The organism is Actinoplanes sp. NPDC004185, assembly GCF_053603475.1.
In genome coordinates this window covers 19,513-38,218 of record NZ_JBSGFR010000032.1, presented here as the reverse complement: position 1 = coordinate 38,218, position 18,706 = coordinate 19,513, and the positions used below count along the sequence as shown (strand labels likewise).

The window sequence follows — 18,706 nt, the reverse complement described above, 5'->3', positions numbered from 1 at the left end:
CAGCCCTCAACGTTACGTCGCCGTAACCCGGAATAACGGGCATACCAGCGACTTCGTGTCCACCACCACATCCGCGACCGCGCCGCGGCGCACCGCACGGCCCGGCGATGTTTTTCGCGCCGGGTGCCGGTACCGCCGGGCCGGGACCGTGGGCGTGACCTCGGCGGGGCGCAGTTCGCGGAGTATCGTCCAGCGCGATGAAGGCGCCGCTTCGATCCACTGACCCCCAGTTTCTCGGTGGCTACCGTCTGCTGGCCCGGCTCGGGCAGGGCGGCATGGGCACCGTCTATCTCGCCGAGGACCGGCACGAGCGGCTGGTGGCGATCAAGACCGTCAAGCCCGAGCTGGCGTACGAGGAGGAGTTCCGCGCCCGCTTCCGCAGTGAGGTCAACCGGGCCCGCCAGGTGCCGCCGTTCTGCACCGCCGAGCTGCTCGACGCCGACGCCGACCACGAGACGCCGTACCTGGTCGTCGAGTACGTGGACGGTCCCAGCCTGGCCGAGGTGGTCGCCGAGCAGGGCCCGCTGACCGGCGGCAGCCTGTACAGCGTGGCGGTCGGTGTGGCCACCGCGCTGGCCGCCATCCACGGCGCCGGCGTCATCCACCGCGACCTCAAACCGGCCAATGTGCTCTTCGCGCTGGGCACCCCGAAGGTCATCGACTTCGGCATCGCCCGGGCCTTCGAGGCGACCAGCCAGCACACGGGCACCGATCAGATGGTCGGCACGGTCGCGTACATGGCGCCGGAGCGCTTCGACAGCGACTCGCGGCGGATCGGGCCGGCCGCGGACGTCTTCGCGTGGGGCGTGGTCGTCACGTTCGCGGGCACCGGTCGTACGCCCTTCGGCGGCGACAGCGCGGCCGCGACGGCCGGCGCGATCCTGACCCGGCCGCCGCACCTGGAGGGTCTGCCCGCACCGCTGCGCGCCCTGGTCGCGCGGACCCTGGAGAAGGAGCCGGAGCTGCGGCCGACGGCGTTCGAGCTGCTCGACGAACTGGTCGCGGTGGGCGCACCGACGACCGTCAACCTGGCCGGCCGGCCGGCGTTGGCCCAGGCGGCCGAAGCGGCCCGGCAGGCGGGCCCTGACAACAGGTCATCGGTACGGCGGTGGCGGCGCACCGCGCCCGTCCTGGCGGCCGCGGCTGTCGTCGCGCTCGGCGCACTGGCCTTCAGCCCGGTCCGGCAGCTCCTGCCCGGTCAGGCGGCGGAGGACTCGGCGGCCGGCCCCTCGTCGGTCCTCGACCCGGGCGTGACGGCTCCGCCCACGCCGAGCGAGAGCACGCCGTCCCGTACCGATGCCGCTCCCAGTGCGGGCCCGGCGCCCGCCACCGGTCCGACCGCTCGCGGCGCTGACGGCGGCGCGGGCGGCCCCGCCGACGAACCGCAGGTGGCACCGACCCTGCGCAAGACGCCGCAGACCGGCCGGTGCGCCGACGGCGACCTGGAGATCGCGGTCACCGCGCAGAGCGACGACCCGACCGCGGTCGGACCCCAGCGCGGGCTCGTCACGATCGCCAACAACTCCGATGCCGCCTGCCGGGTCGACGGCCGCGTGTTCGTCAGCCTCTACAACGCCGCCGACGAACGCGTGCAGCTGCCGACCGCCGCGGTCGACGAGCCGGGGGAGTCCGTCGACATCCTGCTGCGGCCGGGCACCGGGGCGTTCCAGGGCATCAAGTGGGAGGCCTGCGACCGGGACGACTCGGACTGCCCGACCGGCAACACGCTGCGCGGCAGTCTCACCTCGTCGAAGCGGGGCGTGGTGATGACCCAGGAGAACTTCCCCGATCCCAGCCGCAGCCTCATCACCATGAAGTCGCTGAAGCTCGGCACCATCCAGCCGAGCACCCAGGGCGTCGTCGCCTGGTAGCTCCGGCCCGCCTGAGTGGTCAGCGGGCGAGCTCGTGGAGCGGCACGGCGGCGAACTGATCGCCGACATCCTGGCCGAGGCGGCGAGCGACGACCGGCGTCCGGCCGAGGTCGCGTACATCACCGGGATGCTCGCCGGCCTGGGCCGGGTCGCCGAGCCACGCCTGGCTCCCCGCCCCGGAGCGTGCTGCGTCGTGGTGCCCGATCCCGCCGCTCGCTGATCTCGATCTTTCCGCTTCCGGTCCGCCTTCTTGTGCTGACTTCGGCGTGTAGCCCGACGTAACAGTTATTCAGCACCGGGGAATCGCACTATTCGCACGGGGTCGCCGAGCGTTTCCGGGTAGCCCGCGCGACAGCGGAACAGCAGGTCAACCGAGTTCTGGAAGTTTCGACAACAAGCCGGTCGTTGCGGCCGGAAGGTTTCCGAGAAGCGTCGGCCGGGCCGGGTGAACCCGGTCCGGGATTGGTCTTGACCGGCTGGATACGAACTCGTAACGTGCCGAATTAGTTTCCGATTTATATCGATCAATCTATGAAAGTTTCGCGGCTGGGCTACCCGGCCGCCGGTCCACCGTGCGCCGGGAATGGCGCGCCGAAGGGGGAGTTGACCGTGAGAGATTCAGTGCGGTTCAGCCGCAGATCGGTACTCGGACTGGCCGCCGCGGCCTCGGCCGGCGCCGTCCTGGCCGGGTGCAGCGGCGACGAGGGCGGGTCGGGCTCGGGCAAGAAGATCCGGTGGTGGCACATCGCCAACGCCGATCCGATGCTGTCGGAGTGGGCCAAGATGGCCCGCCAGTTCGAGGCCGCGCACCCCGGCGTGAAGTTCGAGATCACGCCGCTGGAGAACGAGGCCTTCAAGACCAAGCTCACCACCGTCGTCCAGGCCGGCGACCCGCCGGACATCTTCCACACCTGGGGCGGCGGCGTTCTCGCCCAGCAGGCCGACGCGGGCATGGTCAAGGACCTGTCCGCGGACGTCGGCCAGTGGAAGGACACGCTGATCCCGACCGCGCTCGACGCGTACACGATCGAGGGCAAGACGTACGCGTCCGCGGTCGACACCGGCATGGTCGGCTTCTGGTACAACAAGGAGCTCTTCGAGCGGGCCGGGGTGAGCAAGCCGCCGGTCACCTGGGCGGAATACCTCGAGGCGGTCCGCAAGCTCAAGGCCGCGTCCATCACGCCGATCGCGCTGGCCGGCAAGGAGAAGTGGCCCGGCCACTACTACTGGGCCTACCTGGCCCTGCGGATCGGCGGCCTGGACGCGCTGCGGCAGGCAGCCGGGGACAAGAACTTCGACACGCCCGACTTCGTCGCGGCGGGCGCCCGCCTGACCGAACTCGTGGCGCTGCAGCCGTTCCAGAAGGGCTACCTGGCCGCGGGCTACTCCACGGCGGACGGTCAGGCCGCGACGATGGGCAACGGCAAGGCGGCCATGGAGCTCATGGGCCAATGGGCGCCGGTCGTCGAGCGCGACAACTCGGCCGGCAAGAAGGGCCTCGGCGAGCGGCTCGGCTTCTTCGCGTTCCCGGCGGTCGACGGCGGCAAGGGCAGGATCACCGACGCGTTCGGCGGCGGTGGCGGCTTCGCCGTCGGCAAGGACGCGCCGCCGGAAGCCGTCGAGTTCCTCAAGTTCATCGCCCAGCCCGAGAACGCGCGCATCGAGGCCAAGACAGCCGGCGTGCTGCCGGTCGTCAAGGCGGCCTCGGACGCCGTCACCGATCCCAACCTCAAGCTCGTGGCCGACACGATGAACCGGGCGACCGGCTTCCAGCTGTATCTCGACCAGGCCTACGCCCCGGCTGTCGGCCAGCAGGTCAACGACAGCGTGGCCGAGCTGCTGGCCGGCAAGTCATCGCCGGAACAGGTGGTCAAGGCCGTCACCACTGCGGCGAAACAGGGCTGAGCGGCGGTGCTCACCGACGAACGCCGGCCCGCGCCGGCTCCGCCGCAGCCGCCGGCCGGGCCCACCCCGCGCCGGCGGCGACCCTGGCCCACCGTGGTGGCGTTCCTGAGCCCCGCCCTGGTGCTGTTCGCCGTGCTCGTGCTCACCCCGATCGTGATCGCCGCGTACGGCAGCTTCTTCGACTGGAACGGCTTCGGCGCGCCCACCGCCTTCGTCGGCCTGGAGAACTTCCACCGGCTGCTGACCGACCAGATCTTCGCGGGCGACCTGCGGCGGGCGTTGCTGCTGGTGGTGCTCTCGCTGGCGATCCAGCTCCCGGTCTCGCTGGCCCTGGCCATGCTGCTCAACCAGCCGCTGCGGGGCCGGCGCGCCTACCGGATGCTGTTCTTCACCCCGTACGTGTTGTCCGAGGTGGTCACCGCGGTCCTGTTCACGATGATCTTCTCGCCCAACCAGGGCCTGGCCAACCACGTCACCCGGCTCATCGGGCTGGGCGACCTGGGCGCCACCTGGCTGGCCGACCCCGACACCGTGATGTACTCGCTGTTCCTGGTGATCTCGTGGAAGTACTTCGGCTTCCACACGATCCTCTACCTGGCCGGCCGCCAGGGCATCCCGCCGGAGCTGCACGACGCCGCGGCCATCGACGGGGCCGGGCCGTGGCAGGCGTTCCGGCGCATCACCCTGCCACTGCTGGGACCGACCATCCGGATCAGCGTGTTCCTGTCGATCCTGGGCACCATCCAGCTCTTCGACATGGTCTGGGTGCTCACCGGCGGCGGCCCGATCCGGTCCTCGGAGACCCTGGCCGTGTCGATGTTCCAGGAGGGCTTCAAGCGCTACCACGTGGGCTACGCCAGCGCCATCAGCATGGCGATCTTCCTGATCAGCCTCACCTTCGGCCTGCTGTACCAGCGTTTCGTCCTGCGCCGGGACCTCGAGGGCGCGATCACCACGATCGGAGACCAGCGATGAGCACGACCGCCGCCACCGGGCGAAGGCCTCGCAATCCCCGCCACGTCGCGCGGGCGGGCGCGCTGCACATCGTCAGCATCCTCGTGGGCGCCGTCGTGGTGGTGCCGATCATCTTCGGTGTCCTCGGTGGCTTCAAGGACAACGGCCAGCTGTTCGCCAACCCGTTCGGGCTGCCGGAACCGTGGGTGCCCGGCAACTATCTGGACACCCTCGGCTCGGGCGCGTTCTGGTTGCAGGCGGGCAACAGCCTGACCGTGGCCATCGCCAGCACGGTGCTGGTGGTGCTGGTCGGCGCGATGGCCGCGTACATCTTCGCCCGCTATGCCTTCCCGGGCCGGGAGCTGCTGTTCATGCTCTTCGCGATCGGGCTGATGTTCCCCTTCGCCGTGGCGATCCTGCCGTTGTTCGTCCTGCTGCGCGAGATGAACCTGCTGAACAACCCGCTCGGGGTCATCCTGCCGCAGGCGGCCTTCGGCCTGCCGATCACGATCGTCATCCTGCGCAGCTTCTTCCGGACGATCCCGGCGGAGGTCGAGGAGTCCGCGGTGCTCGACGGCTGCGGCCCGTTCCGGTTCTTCTGGCGCATCCTGCTGCCGATGTCCCGGCCCGCCCTGGGCACCGTCGCGGTGCTCGCCGTGGTCGGCAGCTGGAACAACTTCCTGCTGCCGCTGATCGTCTTCAACGACTCGCGCTGGTGGACGCTGCCGCTGGGCGTCCAGCAGTTCCAGTCGCAGTACTCGGCGGACACCGCGCGGATCCTGGCCTACGTCACGCTGGCGATGCTGCCGTCGCTGGTGTGCTACGCGTTCGCCGAACGCCAGCTCATCAGCGGTCTCACCAGCGGGATCGGCAAGGACTGAGGTCCAGGTCGCCCTGGACCTCAGTGCCCGCTCAGCCGGGGGTGCAGGCGGAGCCGTTGAGCGTGAACGCGCTCGGGGCTCCGCTGTTGCCGGTGTGGGTGGCCTGGAACCCGAGGCTGACCGAAGCGCCGGGGGCCAGGCTGGCGTTGTAGCTGACGTTGGTCGCCGTGACCGACCCGGAGGCCGGGGCGTAGGTGGCGTTCCAGCCGCCGGTGATGGTCTGACCCGCGGGCAGGCCGAAGGCCAGGGCCCAGCCGTTGATCGCGGCGCTGCCCGTGTTCGTGACGGTGATGCTGGTGGTCAGCCCGCTGTTCCAGGCGTTGACGGTGGCGGTGGTGCGGCACGCCGCGGGACCGCCCGGTGGCGGAGTGCTCGGCGGCGGGGTGCTCGGTGCCGGTGTGGTCGGCCCGGGAGTGGTGGGGTCCGGCGCCGGGCTCGACGGCGGGGTGGTGCTGCCGAACTGGGTGAAGAATCGCCACACCTCGGCCGAGACCCAGGACGTCGAGGCGTTGCGGTCCGTCGGCAGGGGCACGTGGTCACCGTCGTGCGCCGCCCACTGGACCGGATAGCCGGCCCGGCAGCCCGCGTACGCGGTGGTGATGTGCGTCCCGCTGCCCTGCGCCGGCTCGGGCGGGTTCTGGGCCGTGCAGCCGTTGGTCCGCACGAAGGTGTCCCGGATCGCCCGGCCCTGGGAGATGTTCAGGACGCTGTCGCGGACGCCGTGGATCCCGAAGTAGGCGACCGGCTGGGTGCCCCCGGCGCAGCCGCTGAGCTGAGCGCCGGCGATCGGGGCGACCGCCCGGAACACGGTGGGCCGGGCGCAGGCCAGGGCGTAGCTCATCGCGCCGCCGTAGCTGAAGCCGAGCGCGAACCGCTGCGCCGGGTCGACGCAGAGGTCGTTCTCGACCACCCGCAGGATGTCGTCGACCAGGGTGACGTCCCGCCCGCCGGTGTTGGCCCAGCCCGCGTCGAGGCCCTGCGGGGCCACGAAGATGGCGCTGTTCTCGGCGCGCTGCTGCAGGCCGTAGAAGCCGTTGCCGACCACGTCGTTGGCGCTGCCGTTGAGCCAGTGCAGCCCGACGACGAGCCGGTACGCCCGGCTGCTGCTGTAGTTGCCCGGCAGCCGCAGGATGTACGAGCGGTTCTGGCCGCCGCTCTGGATCGTGTAGGTCCCGTCGCGCAGGGTCGGGGTCTTGCCGCAGCCCGCGGTGGCCGCCGAGGCGGTTCCCCCGGTCAGCCCCACCACTCCCGCGGCGAGAAGGATCGTCCCGGCGGTGGCGGCCGCGGCGAGGAGCCGGCGCCATGGTCTCACTGTCATTGGTTTCCTCCTGACTGGTGCGTTCGGACGGCTCACGCGACGGTGCAGGGCGCGCCGTTGAGGCTGAACGAGGGCGGCCGCCCGGTGTCGCCGGTGTGGGTGGCCTGGAACCCGACGGTGACCGAGCCGCCGGGGGCGATGGCCGCGTTGTGGCCGACGTTGCGGGCGGTCACCTGGCCGGTGGCGGGGGAGTAGGTGGCGTTCCACCCGGAGGTGATGCTCTGGCCGCCGGGCAGGGTGAAGACCAGCGACCAGCCGTTGACGGCGGTGGTGCCGGTGTTGGTGACGGTGAGGTTCGCGGTCAGGCCGGTGTTCCAGGCGCTGATCGTGTCGGTGACCCGGCACGCCCCGGTCGCGGGCGGCGTCGACGGCGGCGACGGCGGGGTCGACGGTGGCGTGGCGGGCGGGGTGGCGGGCGGGGTCGACGGTGGCGTGGTGAGGCCGAAGAAGGCGATGGCGGCGGCGGCCATTCCGGTGCTGGGCAGGCTGTGCCCGGCACCCTGGATGCTGTACGCCTCGACCTGCACCGTGCCCGAGGCGTCGGCGTAGCGGCGGCGGTTCCAGTTCGCCTGCGGGGTGTCGGTGGACGACGGTGTCTGGCTGAGCCCGAACACGTTGGTCCACTGCTCGATCGACTCCTGGAGCAGGGAGTACGGCACCAGCGTGTCGTTCGTGCCGTGCCAGAGCTGCACCCTCGGCCGAGCGCCGGTGTAGCCGGGTGAGGCCTGGCGGACAGCGTCACCCCACTGCTGCGGCGTGCGATTCATGCTGCCGCCCGTGCACTGCCCGCCGGGCGGATAGTCGGCCGCGTTGGCGAAGCAGGTGAACGGCACGCCCATGAACGCCGCGCCGGCCTTGAACAGGTCGGGGTAGAGGGCGAGCATGTGCTGGGTCATCATGCCGCCGGACGAGCTGCCGGTGGCGTACACCCGGTTCTGGTCGCCGCCGTACCGCTGCCCGGCGTAGGCCACCATGGACGCGATCGAGACCGGGTCGCTGCCGCCGTTGCGCTGCTTGGCCGCGGCCGACCAGGTGTCGAAGCACTTGCCGAAGCCGGCCTCCTGCATCGCGGAGGGGTAGATCACGATGAACCCGTACCGGTCGGCCAGCGAGGCGAACTCGCTGCCGGAGTAGAAGCCCGGACCGGAGCCGCCGCAGCCGTGCATGGCCACCACGATCGCCGGATTGGCCGGGCGCGTGTCCGGGACGTAGATGTGCATGCGCATCCCGCCCGGGTTGCTGCCGAAGCTGGTCACCTCGGTCAACGAGGCCGCGTAGGCGGGCCGGGCCGCCGGGACGGCGAGCCCGATGAGGCTCAGCGAGACGGCGACGGCCAGCAACAGATGACGTCTGATCTTCATGCCTTGTCACTCCTGGGGAAGGCAGAACCGGTGCGCGCCGGATCATCACGGCGCGCAGCATCGTCGGAGACGTACGCGTGACTGCCCTGTGTCACGGCATCGATCGCGCGGCCCGGCGCAACCCTCGACATATGGCAGTTAGCGTGCACCCAGGACCGCAAACTGTCAATCGACGCAGGTCAATCGAACGGGACCGTCGGAGGCCGTTACAGTCGGCGCGTGACAAGTCCGTACGACATCGAGGAGATCTTCCCGGATGACGCCGCGGAGACGGTGCGGCTGCCCCGCCGGCAGGCGGGCAGCTCCCCGCAGGGCCTGACGGTGACCCTGCTGGCCGACTACACCCTGCGCGACCGGGCCTGGCTGCCGTCGGCGGCCATCGTCGCCCTGCTCGGCGAGGCCGGCGTCAGCCCGGCCGGCGCCCGGACCGCGATCAGCCGGCTCGCCCGGCGCGGCGTGCTGGAAGGCAGCCGGCAGGGGCGGCGCAGCTCCTACCGGCTCACCCCGGCCGCGGCCGGTTTCCTGTCCGTCGGGGGCAGCGCGATCGTCTCGCCCGTCGTGGCCGAACCGTGGGACGAGCTCTGGACGGTGCTCGCCTTCTCGCTGCCACGCGACCAGGCTGCGCAACGGCGCGGGCTCCGAGCGCAACTACGCTGGATGGGATTCGCCCCGCTGTACGACGGTCTCTGGATCTCCCCGCGCCGGTTCACCGGGAAGGCCCGGGAGCAGCTCGCCGCGTTCGGTGCCACCATGACCGTCTTCCGGGGCCGGCATCTGGACCTGGAAGCGGGGACCGGCCGCTCACCCCTCGACGCCTGGGACACCGCGGCCATCGACGCCCGGTACGAATCCTTCATCGCGACGTGGCGCCCGGTGCTGCCCCGCCTGCACGCCGGGTGGATCGGCGGCCCCGAGGCGGTCCGGGCCCGCACCGAGATCATGGACACCTACCGGCGGCTGCCGATCCTCGACCCCGGGCTGCCCAGCCGGCTGCTCCCGCCGGGGTGGCTGCGCGAGCCCGCCCGCGACCTGTTCGTCGCCATCTACGACGGGCTCGCGCCCAGCGCCCAGGATCACGTACGCGCCGTCGCCGCGGCCGGGGCCGGTGAACCGCCCAGCGGCATCGGTGCCCACACCGTCGCCGAGCTGGCCGCCGGCCTGCCGGCGTGACGCTCAGAGCGTCTCGGAGCCGGTCGCTCCGGCATCGGCCGTCGCACCGCTCTCGCCGTCCTGGTGAGACAGTCGTCCTGCGCCGCCACGCCCGCGGCGCTGTCTCCCTGGGAGCGGCCGGGCTCACCTCGGCCACACGCCTACGATTTGTTCCTGATACGGAGGAGGCGCCATGTCGGCTGGGCTGATCACCACACGCTCCCGGTCCGACGTCGCGACGACGGTGCGGCACCTGACCGCCGCCCTTCAGCGACGCGGCATCACGCTGTTCGCGACCATCGATCACGGGGCCGGAGCTCGGGGCGTGGGCCTGGAGCTGGCCGACGAGGTCGTGCTGGTGTTCGGCAACCCCGCCGCCGGCACGCCGCTGATGCAGGCCGATCCGCGCGCCGGCATCGACCTGCCGCTGCGCATCCTGGTGTGGTCCGGCGCCGACGGGACGCGGGTCGCGTTCCGGGACCCGCAGGCCATGGCCGAGGACTTCGAGCTGGCGGGACAGGCCGAGACGCTGGCCCGGCTCCGCGGTGTGCTGGACGCTCTGGTGGCCGAGGCCGGCGGCTGACGCCGACCGGCGGACCGGGCCGCGTTTCGCGTCCGGTCAGCTCAGCGTCCGGAACGGGGCGAGCGTCGCCCGGATCCGGTCGGCCGCGCCCCAGTCGTCGTCGAACTGGGCCAGCACGGCCAGGTGCTGCCGCAGCTGGATGATCGGCATCCGGGCCGGCCAGCCGCTGTCGAGTGCGGTCAGCTCGGCGTAGCGGGCGAAGAACCGCTCCGCCTCGGGCGGCGGCGCGGTGGACCACACGTGGGCGAGGTCGACCTCGGCCCACGTGTAGGACACCGCCGGGTCGATCAGCGCGGGCCGGCCGTCCGCCGTGGCCAGCACGTTCTGGGTCCACAGGTCGCCGTGGGTGAGGCAGGGCGGCCGGTCCGGCAGCAGGTCGGGCAGGCGCCGGCACAGCCGCTCCAGTGCCGCCCGGTCGCCCGCGTCGAGCGCCGCGTCGACGCGGGGCTGTCCGAGCCACCGCAGCAGGCGGTGCTCGGCGAAGAAGGCGAAGCCGTCCTGGCTCCAGGTGTTGATCTGCCGGCGGCGGCCCAGCCAGTTGTCGCGGTGCCACCCGAAGCGCCCGTGGACGGTGCTCCGGTGCAGGTGGGCCAGCGCCTGCGCGAACTGGTCCCAGAAGTGCTCATCCCGCGGCCGCGGCCGCAGCACCGACAACACGAGCACTTCCCGATCGGCCCGGATCACGTCGGGGGTCGCCACGCCGCCGAGCTCGCGCAGAGCTGTCAGCCCCTCGGCCTCCGCGGCGAAGACGTCGTCATCCGGCGGGTCGTCGAAGGCCTTGACGAACACCGGCGGCGCGTCCCGGCGGGTCGCTATGCCCGCGCGTGCCGCCAGCCCGCCGGTCACCGGCTCGACCGTGACGACATCGCTGATCCCGGCCCGCTGCAGGCGGTCGAGGAGGAACGTCGCCGAGTGCGTCACAGAAGCTCCTCAGGTCCGCAGTGCCCGGTCGTGCGATCGTACTCATCTTGAACATTCAAGCTCGGAGTGTCATAGTTACCTTGAATGTTCAAGCAGGATTGAGGAGAGACCATGTCTGTGCTCCGGATCGACGGCAGCATCCAGGGCGACCGCTCGGCCAGCAGTGCGCTCGCCGACACCGCCGAGGCCGAGTGGCTGGCGGCCCGCCCGCAGACCACGTTCGTGCGCCGGCACCTCGGTGCCGAGCCGCTCCCGTCGGACGCCTGGGCGCAGGCCGCGTTCGGCACCTTCGCGCCGGCCGAGGAGTGGACCACCGCCCAGCGCGAGGCCATCGCACTGGCCCGGACGCTGGCCGCCGAGCTGCGGGACGCGGACGGCACCATCCTCGCCCTGCCGCTGTACAACTGGGGCGTCTCGCAGCACGTCAAGATCTGGATCGACCTCGCGATGGCCGGCGGTCACCACGGCGAACGCCTGCTCGACGGCAAGCCCACCATCCTGGTGACCTCGCGCGGTGGCGGTTACGGGCCCGGCACCCCGCGCGAGGGCTGGGACCACAACACCGGTTATCTGCGGCGCATCGTCGCCGACGTGTGGGGAGCGGAGCTGACCGTGATCGAGCAGGAGCTGACGCTCGCCGCGGTCACCCCGGCGATGGCGTCCCTGCTGGAGACCGCCGACACGTTGCGCCGGGACGCGCACGAGGCGGCCGCCCAGGCCGGGCGCAAGCTCGCCGTCTGACCGGCCTGATCGGCGGGAGCCATACTGGTGCGGTTCGTTCCCGCCGACGTGCCGAAGAGGTCCAGGACGTGCCAGACGACCGAGTACCGTGGCTGACCGCCGAGGAGACCGCCACCTGGCTCTACACCGCCGGCGTGCTGATGGCGCTCCCGGCCGCGATCGACGCGCAGCTCAAGCGGGACGCCGGGGTCAACTTCTTCGAGTACTCGATCCTGGTGACCCTGGCGCGGGAGCGGGACCGGACGGCGCAGATGACCACGCTGGCCACGCTCACCGGGGGATCGTTGTCCCGGCTGTCGCACGCCGTGGGGCGGCTGGAGAAGCAGGGCTGGGTCCAGCGCACAGGCAAGACGCGCTGCATCGAGGCGACTCTCACAGACGCCGGCCTCGACCACCTGACGGCGGCGGCACCCGGGCACGTCCGCGAGGTGCGCCGGATCTTCATCGACACGATGACCCCGCGCCAGGTCGGCCAGCTGCAGACGATCTTCCGCCAGGTGCTGACCGTCGCGTCCCCGGCCACGGCCGCACTGCTGCGTGAGCACCTCGACGAGGCCGAAGGCTAGCCGGTCCGATCGGCCGCCGGCGGCAAGCTCCAGCCGGGCTGCCGCCGGCGGTTCGCCGCACCACGGACGCCGGCGTGACTGTCCCTGTGACTCCCAGGATCACCGGAGCTCTGCCTGCGGCGCGGACCGGGTCGCACCCTTGACCCCATGACAGAGAACCTCGGTGGATTATTCGAGATCAAGAACGGCCCGTCCCTGGTACGGATGGGCTACGGCGCCATGCAGCTCGCCGGGCCGCGCGTCTGGGGCCCGCCCCGGGACCGCGCGGAGGCAGTGGCGGTGCTGCGGTCGGCGGTCGAGGCGGGCGTCAACCACATCGACACCGCGGACTTCTACGGCCCGCACGTGACCAACGAGATCATCCGCGAGGCGCTGGCGCCGTACGGCGACGACCTGCACATCGTCACCAAGGTCGGCTCGGTGCGCGACGAGGACGGCGGCTGGCCGCACGCCCGCTCGCCGCGGCAGCTGCGCGAGCAGGTCGAGTCGAACCTGCGCACCCTCGGGGTCGGGGCGCTGGACGTGGTGAACCTGCGCGTCGGTGGCGGCGCGGACGGGCACTCGCCGGTGCCCGGTTCGCTGGCGGAGCCGTTCGGTGCGCTGGCCGAGCTCCGCGACCAGGGCAAGGTCCGGCACCTGGGAGTGTCGGTCGTCGACGCCGGGCAGATCCGCGAGGCGCAGTCGATCGCGCCGATCGTGACCGTGCAGAACTGGTACAACATCGCCCACCGCGGGGACGAGGCGATCATCGCCGGCCTGCACAGCCAGGGCATCTCCTACGTGCCGTTCTGGCCGCTGGGCGGCTTCGACCCGCTGCAGTCGGGCGTGCTGGACACGGTCGCGGCCCGGCTGGGCCGGCCGGCGAAGGCGGTCGCGCTGGCCTGGTTGCTGCACCGCTCGCCCAACATCCTGCTGATCCCGGGTACGTCGTCAGTGGCCCACCTGCGGGAGAACCTCGCCGCCGCCACCCTCCACCTGGACGCCGCGACCATCGCCGAGCTCGACGCCGTCGCCGGATGAGTGGGGGTCGCAGGACCAGGCACCGGTTCCGGCCGCGGCCTACCGTGAACCCATGAGCGTCGAGTCGAACCCGCTGGGCGACTACCTGCGCGCCCGCCGCGAGCTCGTGACCCCTGAGCAGGCCGGCCTTCCCATGCTGGGCCTGCGCCGGGTGCCGGGGCTGCGCCGCGAGGAGGTCGCGATGCTGGCCGGGATCAGCGCCGACTACTACCTGCGGCTGGAACAGGGCCGCGACCGGAACCCGTCCGTGCAGGTGCTGGAAGCGCTGGCCCGGGTGCTGCACCTGGACGACGACGGTACGGCGTACCTGCTCGGCCTGGGGGCGGAGAAGCCGCGCCGCTCGCGGCGCCGCCCGCGGCGCGAGAGTGTCCCGGCCGGCATCGCGAAGCTCGTCGCCACGCTGCCGCTGCCCGCGTTCGTGGAGGGCCGCTACTTCGACGTCCTGGCCGCGAACGCGCTGGCCACCGCGTTGTCCCCGCGGCTGGTGGTGGGCGGCAACCGGCTGCGCGACGTCTTCCTCGAGCCCGCCGAACGTGAGCTCTACCCGGACTGGGACGCCGACACCGAGCGCCTGGTCGCGGGCTTCCGTGAATCCGTCGGTACCGACACCGACGACCCCCGCTTCATCGAGCTCGCCGGTGAGGTGTCGCTGGCCAGCCCGCGCTTCCGGCAGCTGTGGGGGCGTCACGACGTACGGGTGCGCGAAGGTGCCCCGATGCACCTCGACCACCCGCAGGTGGGTGAGCTGCGCCTGAACCGGGAGAAGCTCGGCATCAGCGGCACCGCCGGCCAGATGCTGGTCATCTACCACCCGGACGCGGGCACCGACGCGGCCGACAAGCTGGCGCTGCTCGCCTCAGCGACGTTGGCGCCCGCCGGGGGCCCCGGCGCGGGGGGCAGCTGAAGGCTCTCGATGTATCGTCCTGCCCGTGACTGATCCACTCCTGCCGGGCGACCCGGTCGAGCTGGGCGGCTACCGGCTGCTCGGGCGGCTCGGCCAGGGCGGCATGGGTGCCGTCTACCTCGGGCGGGACGCCGGCGGCCGGCTGGTCGCCGTCAAGATGATCCGGCCCGAGTACGCCGGCGACACAGAGTTCCGCGGCCGGTTCCGCAGTGAGGTCAACCGGGCCCGGCAGGTCCCGCCGTTCTGCACGGCCGAGGTGCTCGACGCCGACCCCGACCATCCGACGCCGTACCTGGTGGTCGAGTACGTGGACGGGCCGAGCCTGTCCGAGGTGATCGCCGAGCACGGCCCGCTCGGTGGCGGCAGCCTGCACAGCGTCGCGGTCGGGGTGGCCACGGCCCTGGCCGCGATCCACGGTGCCGGGGTGATCCACCGCGATCTCAAGCCGGCCAACGTGCTGTTCGCGCTGGGCACGCCCAAGGTGATCGACTTCGGTATCGCGCGGGCCTTCGAGGCGACGAGCCAGCACACGCGGACCGATCAGATGGTCGGCACGGTCGCCTACATGGCGCCGGAACGCTTCGACACCGACCATCGGGGTGTGGTCGGCCCGGCCGCCGACGTGTTCGCCTGGGGCGCCGTGGTCGCGTACGCGGGCACCGGTCGGACCCCTTTCCGGGCGGATTCGCCCGCGGCGACCGCGGCCCGGATCCTGACCCAGCCGCCGGAGCTGGCCGGGCTGCCGGAGCCGCTGCGCCGGGTGGTGGCCCGCACGCTGGCCAAGGACCCGGTGGAACGGCCCACCGCCCACGAGCTGCTCGACCTGCTGCTGGACCTGGACGCCGACGAGAAGTCCGAGATGATCCGCCCGGAGCTGCTGGAGGTGGCCACGGCCGCGCAGCACACCCACCGGATCTCCCGGGGTGGCGCACGAGCGGGCCGGACCCGGCGGATGGTCCTGGCCGCCGCGGCCGTGCTGGCCCTGGCCGTGGCGGGCCTGGTCACCGCCCAGATGCTGCCCCGCCTGGGCCTGGCGGCGAACCTGCAGGCCGGCTCCCCGCCCGGTGACGGTCCGCTCCCCGCGCCGACCTGGGAGCGGCCCGCCGGTGGCCTGGCCATCGTCGACCGCCTCGACCGGCCCGGCCAGTGGCGGGACACCCGCTCCGACCCCGACGGGCGCTGCATCTTCGACCAGGGCCGGCTCGAGGCCCGAACCGGGATGTCGCCGGTCTACCGCTGCGAAGGGCCGGCGGAGAAGTTCGCCGGGGACCAGGCGATCACCGTCGACGCGGCGATCCTCACCCCCGGCGCCTGCGCCGTGATCTGGTTCCGCGTCGCCGGCGCGAAGGCCTACCTGGTGTCGGTCTGCGAGAACGACGTCCGGCTGGGCGTGGACACTCCGGACGGCGTCACCGGCGAGGTGCGGGCCGGGCTCACCGGTACGGCGCTGGGCGGTGCCCGCCCGGTCGAGATTCTCGTACGGGGCGAGCAGGCCACCGTCTCAGTCGCGGGTGCGGCGCTGCTCACCGCCCGGCTCGACCAGGCGGCGCTCGCGTCCGGCCGGGTCACGTTCGGCGTCATCGACGATGTCATCAGCGGCGACGCCCGGGCCGCGTTCACCCACGCGGAGGTCGTGAAACTGTGAAGCGGAAACTGCTCGCCGTGCTGCTGGTGCTCGTGGCCGGCGGGTGCGGCACCAACCCGCCGGAGGTCTCTGCCTCGCCCCGGCCGGTGCCCGCCTCGTCGGCACCGTCGGCGAGCAAGGCCGCGCCGCAGCCCCGGTTCGCCGACCTCACCCAGGGCAGCACCACATCGGTGGTGAAGCTGCACGGGTACGACCCGGCGAACGCGTCCGCCGTCGTGGAGCCGATCATCTTCATGACCGGCGACGCGTACTGCCGCGCCTTCAAGATCAAGCGTACGGACGGCCGGTGCGTGCACGCGGAGTACGTGACCGAGGAGAGCCACACCAAGGTCACCGTCCCGATCGCGGCGACGGTGAAGTACTACACGTGGGAGGACTCCAACGGGGACGTGTGCATCGACGCGCCCGAGAAGGGCGGGACGTGCCCGATGTCGCAGCGCGAGTTCGCCGGGTGGTTCAAGCTCAACAAGGAGGCCATGGTCGCCGTGGCCACCGAGAACGGCGAACTCACCCGGATGGCTGTCGTCTACACCCCCTGAGGCCGGGTCAGCCCGAGTTCGGTCCGAGCTTCAGGTGGCTGGTGATCTGGTAGCGGTCCCCGCGATAGATCGAGCGCGTGAACTCGGTGACCCGGCCCGCCCCGTCGCGGGTGGTGCGTTCGAACAGCAGAGCCGGTGAGTACAGCGGCACCCCCAGCACCCGGGCCTCGCCCGCGTCGGTGACCGTCGGCGCGATCGTCTGCACCGCGTCCGTCGGATCCACCTGGTAGCGCTCACGGAGCAGCCTGTACAGCGATCCGGAGACGAAGTCGCCGGCGGCCATGCCGGGGACCAGCGTCGCGGGCAGCCTGATCTCCTCCAGGGCCATCGGCTCGCCGTCGACGATCCGCCGGCGCTTCACGTACAGCAGGTCGTCGCCGGGGGAGACGTGCAGCCGCTGGCCGAGCCGGGCGCCCGCCGACTCGGTGCGGAACTCGAGGACCTCGCTGAGCCAGTCCCCGTCGGCCGGGGGGACCGGCAGGCCCGACGCCGCCGGGATCTCCTGGGAGATCTTCTGGGGACTGGTGAACGTGCCCCTCCCGTGCTGGCGGACCAGCAGGCCGTCGCGGGCCAGGTCGTCGATGGCGGCCCGGACGGTCGGCCGCGAGACGCCGAGGTGCTCGCAGAGGGAGCGCTCCGACGGCATCGGGTCGCCGGGGGCCCGGGTGTCGATCAGCTCGCGCAGTCTGTCCCGTACCTCAGCACGCCGCACCGCGTCCCCCGCAGAAGTTGTCCAGTGGTCTGCCTCGGACAGTGTCGCGGTTGCGGGCATGTCCTGTCGAGTACCTGATGGCGTGCAAAGAGGAAACCGGCACGAGCAGGTATTGACGTGGACCACTGGCATGGACCACGGTACTCGGGCGGTCAATTTTTTGACCACTGGTCAGTTCGGCCGCGCAGTATCCCGGCGGGCACCCCCATCAGGCCCGCCGGCGCCTCTCACCCGAAGGAGCCCACCCCCCATGGGTCTGACGTCAACCCGCAAGGTCGCCATCGGTGCGACCGTCGCCGCGACCGCCGCGGCCCTCACCGGCATCGGCATCGCCGCCGCGCCGAGCAGCAGTGCCGCCGCCGGCTGTGGCGTGCTCTTCGACGACTTCAACTACTCCTCGCGGACCGACGCGGCGCTGGGCCAGCGCGGCTGGAGCATCCGGAGCAACACCGGCGGCCCCGGCGTGGCCGGTGCCCGCTGGCTCGCCGACAACGTGTCCTTCCCCACCGTCGACGGCCAGAAGGTCGCCCAGCTCAAGGCGGTCACCGACGGCACCGCCGGCGGTACGTCGCACGCCGAGTTCTCGCAGAGCAACCGGCGGTTCTTCGAAGGCACCTACCTCGCCCGGATCAAGTTCTCCGACGCCCCGGCGAGCGGCTCCGACGGCGACCACGTGAACCAGACCTTCTACACGATCTCCCCGCTGGCCGCGCCGATGGATCCGACCTACTCCGAGCTGGACTTCTCCGAGTACCTGCCGAACGGCGGCTGGGGCGAGGCGGGCCCGATCAACTACCAGACCACCTGGTACACCTACGTCGCCGACCCCTGGTACGCCGACAACCAGCACAGCCAGCAGGCCCGCAGCATCAACGGCTGGCACGACGTGATGGCGACCGTCTCCGGTGGACACGTGAAGTACTACATCGACGGCGCGCTGGTCGGCGACCACTCGGGCAAGGTCTACCCGCGGCAGAACATGTCGATCGACTTCAACCAGTGGTTCATCGACCTGGCCGGGCACGCCGGTGGCACCAGCACCTGGCTGCAGTCCGTCGACTACGTCTACCACGCCAAGAAGCAGGTGCTGAGCCCGGCGCAGGCCACCGCGGCGATCAACAGCTACCGGTCGGCGGGCACCGCGCACGCCGACAACGTCGTGACCACCAACGACTGTGACCCCGGTGTACCGCCGACGACCAACCCGCCGACCACCACGCCACCGGCCACCGGCGCCACGATGCTGCAGTCGAACTTCAGCGGCCGCTGCATCGACATCCCGGGTGGGGTGGCAAACGCCGGCGCGCTCCTGCAGACGTGGGAGTGCAACGGCAGCGACGCGCAGAAGTGGGCGTTCCAGTCCGACGGCACCTTGCGGGCGATGGGCAAGTGCATGGACCCGGCCGGTGGCGCCCTGGCCAACGGCACCCGCATCCAGCTGGCCGACTGCAACGCCAACCCGGTGCAGCGGTTCACCCTCACCTCCGCCCGGACCCTGGTGAACGTCTCGTCGGGCCGGTGCGTGGACATCAAGGACTGGGTCGGCAGCAACGGCGCCGCCCTGCAGCTCTGGGACTGCGCCGCCACGGCCAACCAGATCTGGGGCAAGATCTGACCGGACCACGACCCCGGTGAC

Annotated in this window: 18 protein-coding genes; 14 read left to right on the top strand and 4 right to left on the bottom strand. The window is 71.9% G+C overall.

The window, feature by feature from the left end:
* Positions 1–197: 197 nt before the first annotated feature.
* The 5 genes from ACWEOZ_RS29150 to ACWEOZ_RS29130 all read left to right on the top strand — a co-directional run bounded on the left by ACWEOZ_RS29150 (position 198) and on the right by ACWEOZ_RS29130 (position 5,611).
* Positions 198–1,871, top strand: a complete 1,674-nt coding sequence (locus ACWEOZ_RS29150; RefSeq protein WP_451913859.1) for a protein kinase domain-containing protein — start codon at positions 198–200, stop codon at positions 1,869–1,871.
* Between the two features lie 34 nt (positions 1,872–1,905).
* On the top strand, positions 1,906–2,091 hold the full coding sequence (locus ACWEOZ_RS29145; RefSeq protein WP_451913858.1) for a hypothetical protein: 186 nt from the start codon (positions 1,906–1,908) through the stop codon (positions 2,089–2,091).
* A 389-nt stretch (positions 2,092–2,480) separates the two neighbouring features.
* On the top strand, positions 2,481–3,776 hold the full coding sequence (locus tag ACWEOZ_RS29140) for an extracellular solute-binding protein (protein WP_451913857.1): 1,296 nt from the start codon (positions 2,481–2,483) through the stop codon (positions 3,774–3,776).
* A gap of 6 nt (positions 3,777–3,782) precedes the next feature.
* Positions 3,783–4,751, top strand: coding sequence for a carbohydrate ABC transporter permease (locus tag ACWEOZ_RS29135; RefSeq protein ID WP_451913856.1), 969 nt, complete (start codon positions 3,783–3,785; stop codon positions 4,749–4,751).
* A complete protein-coding gene (locus ACWEOZ_RS29130) occupies positions 4,748–5,611 on the top strand; it encodes a carbohydrate ABC transporter permease (RefSeq protein ID WP_451913855.1) in 864 nt (287 codons plus the stop codon). The genes ACWEOZ_RS29135 and ACWEOZ_RS29130 overlap by 4 nt, the downstream gene beginning before the upstream one ends.
* 31 nt (positions 5,612–5,642) lie before the next feature.
* Here the strand turns inward: ACWEOZ_RS29130 and ACWEOZ_RS29125 are convergent, their stop codons facing one another.
* Together ACWEOZ_RS29125 and ACWEOZ_RS29120 are read right to left on the bottom strand one after the other, a co-directional pair.
* Positions 5,643–6,929, bottom strand: coding sequence for a cellulose binding domain-containing protein (locus ACWEOZ_RS29125; protein WP_451913854.1), 1,287 nt, complete (start codon positions 6,927–6,929; stop codon positions 5,643–5,645).
* 32 nt (positions 6,930–6,961) lie between these two features.
* Positions 6,962–8,290, bottom strand: a complete 1,329-nt coding sequence (locus ACWEOZ_RS29120) for an extracellular catalytic domain type 1 short-chain-length polyhydroxyalkanoate depolymerase (RefSeq protein WP_451913853.1) — start codon at positions 8,288–8,290, stop codon at positions 6,962–6,964.
* A 219-nt stretch (positions 8,291–8,509) separates the two neighbouring features.
* Here ACWEOZ_RS29120 and ACWEOZ_RS29115 point away from each other — a divergent pair, with 219 nt between their 5' ends.
* The gene (locus tag ACWEOZ_RS29115; protein ID WP_451913852.1) at positions 8,510–9,460 is read left to right on the top strand and encodes a PaaX family transcriptional regulator; all 951 of its coding nucleotides are present in this window, start codon (positions 8,510–8,512) and stop codon (positions 9,458–9,460) included.
* A 172-nt stretch (positions 9,461–9,632) separates the two neighbouring features.
* Complete coding sequence (locus ACWEOZ_RS29110; RefSeq protein ID WP_451913851.1) at positions 9,633–10,022, top strand: DUF302 domain-containing protein; 390 nt, start codon at positions 9,633–9,635, stop codon at positions 10,020–10,022.
* A 36-nt stretch (positions 10,023–10,058) separates the two neighbouring features.
* On the opposite strand, the gene ACWEOZ_RS29105 is transcribed toward ACWEOZ_RS29110, so the two are convergent.
* Complete coding sequence (locus ACWEOZ_RS29105; RefSeq protein ID WP_451913850.1) at positions 10,059–10,943, bottom strand: fructosamine kinase family protein; 885 nt, start codon at positions 10,941–10,943, stop codon at positions 10,059–10,061.
* A 111-nt stretch (positions 10,944–11,054) separates the two neighbouring features.
* On the opposite strand from ACWEOZ_RS29105, the gene ACWEOZ_RS29100 reads away from it, so the two are divergent.
* The 6 genes from ACWEOZ_RS29100 (at position 11,055) to ACWEOZ_RS29075 (ending at position 16,358) form a co-directional block, all read left to right on the top strand.
* Positions 11,055–11,684 (top strand): FMN-dependent NADH-azoreductase, encoded by a 630-nt coding sequence (locus tag ACWEOZ_RS29100; protein ID WP_451913849.1) that lies wholly within the window; start codon positions 11,055–11,057, stop codon positions 11,682–11,684.
* Positions 11,685–11,752: 68 nt separating this feature from the next.
* Positions 11,753–12,250: a MarR family winged helix-turn-helix transcriptional regulator gene (locus ACWEOZ_RS29095; RefSeq protein ID WP_451913848.1), complete on the top strand. Its 498-nt coding sequence runs from the start codon at positions 11,753–11,755 to the stop codon at positions 12,248–12,250.
* A 147-nt stretch (positions 12,251–12,397) separates the two neighbouring features.
* Positions 12,398–13,270: an oxidoreductase gene (locus ACWEOZ_RS29090; RefSeq protein ID WP_451913847.1), complete on the top strand. Its 873-nt coding sequence runs from the start codon at positions 12,398–12,400 to the stop codon at positions 13,268–13,270.
* 52 nt (positions 13,271–13,322) lie between these two features.
* On the top strand, positions 13,323–14,174 hold the full coding sequence (locus ACWEOZ_RS29085) for a helix-turn-helix domain-containing protein (protein WP_451913846.1): 852 nt from the start codon (positions 13,323–13,325) through the stop codon (positions 14,172–14,174).
* A gap of 25 nt (positions 14,175–14,199) precedes the next feature.
* Entirely contained in the window at positions 14,200–15,819 is a 1,620-nt protein-coding gene (locus tag ACWEOZ_RS29080; protein ID WP_451913845.1) for a serine/threonine-protein kinase, read from the top strand.
* Complete coding sequence (locus ACWEOZ_RS29075; RefSeq protein ID WP_451913844.1) at positions 15,816–16,358, top strand: hypothetical protein; 543 nt, start codon at positions 15,816–15,818, stop codon at positions 16,356–16,358. Before ACWEOZ_RS29080 ends, ACWEOZ_RS29075 begins: the two co-directional genes overlap by 4 nt.
* A gap of 7 nt (positions 16,359–16,365) precedes the next feature.
* Here ACWEOZ_RS29075 and ACWEOZ_RS29070 read toward each other — a convergent pair whose 3' ends face one another.
* Entirely contained in the window at positions 16,366–17,070 is a 705-nt protein-coding gene (locus ACWEOZ_RS29070) for a GntR family transcriptional regulator (protein WP_451913843.1), read from the bottom strand.
* Positions 17,071–17,320: 250 nt separating this feature from the next.
* Between ACWEOZ_RS29070 and ACWEOZ_RS29065 the strand changes: the two genes are divergently transcribed.
* Positions 17,321–18,685, top strand: a complete 1,365-nt coding sequence (locus ACWEOZ_RS29065; protein ID WP_451913842.1) for an RICIN domain-containing protein — start codon at positions 17,321–17,323, stop codon at positions 18,683–18,685.
* The last annotated feature ends 21 nt before the right edge of the window (positions 18,686–18,706 follow it).

Coding starts and splice junctions, on each gene's coding strand:
- ACWEOZ_RS29150 (WP_451913859.1), top strand. CDS start 198: ATGAAGGCGCCGCTTCGATCCACTGACCCCCAGTTTCTCGGTGGCTAC.
- ACWEOZ_RS29130 (WP_451913855.1), top strand. CDS start 4,748: ATGAGCACGACCGCCGCCACCGGGCGAAGGCCTCGCAATCCCCGCCAC.
- ACWEOZ_RS29125 (WP_451913854.1), bottom strand. CDS start 6,929: ATGACAGTGAGACCATGGCGCCGGCTCCTCGCCGCGGCCGCCACCGCC.
- ACWEOZ_RS29120 (WP_451913853.1), bottom strand. CDS start 8,290: ATGAAGATCAGACGTCATCTGTTGCTGGCCGTCGCCGTCTCGCTGAGC.
- ACWEOZ_RS29110 (WP_451913851.1), top strand. CDS start 9,633: ATGTCGGCTGGGCTGATCACCACACGCTCCCGGTCCGACGTCGCGACG.
- ACWEOZ_RS29100 (WP_451913849.1), top strand. CDS start 11,055: ATGTCTGTGCTCCGGATCGACGGCAGCATCCAGGGCGACCGCTCGGCC.
- ACWEOZ_RS29090 (WP_451913847.1), top strand. CDS start 12,398: ATGACAGAGAACCTCGGTGGATTATTCGAGATCAAGAACGGCCCGTCC.
- ACWEOZ_RS29085 (WP_451913846.1), top strand. CDS start 13,323: ATGAGCGTCGAGTCGAACCCGCTGGGCGACTACCTGCGCGCCCGCCGC.
- ACWEOZ_RS29065 (WP_451913842.1), top strand. CDS start 17,321: ATGGGTCTGACGTCAACCCGCAAGGTCGCCATCGGTGCGACCGTCGCC.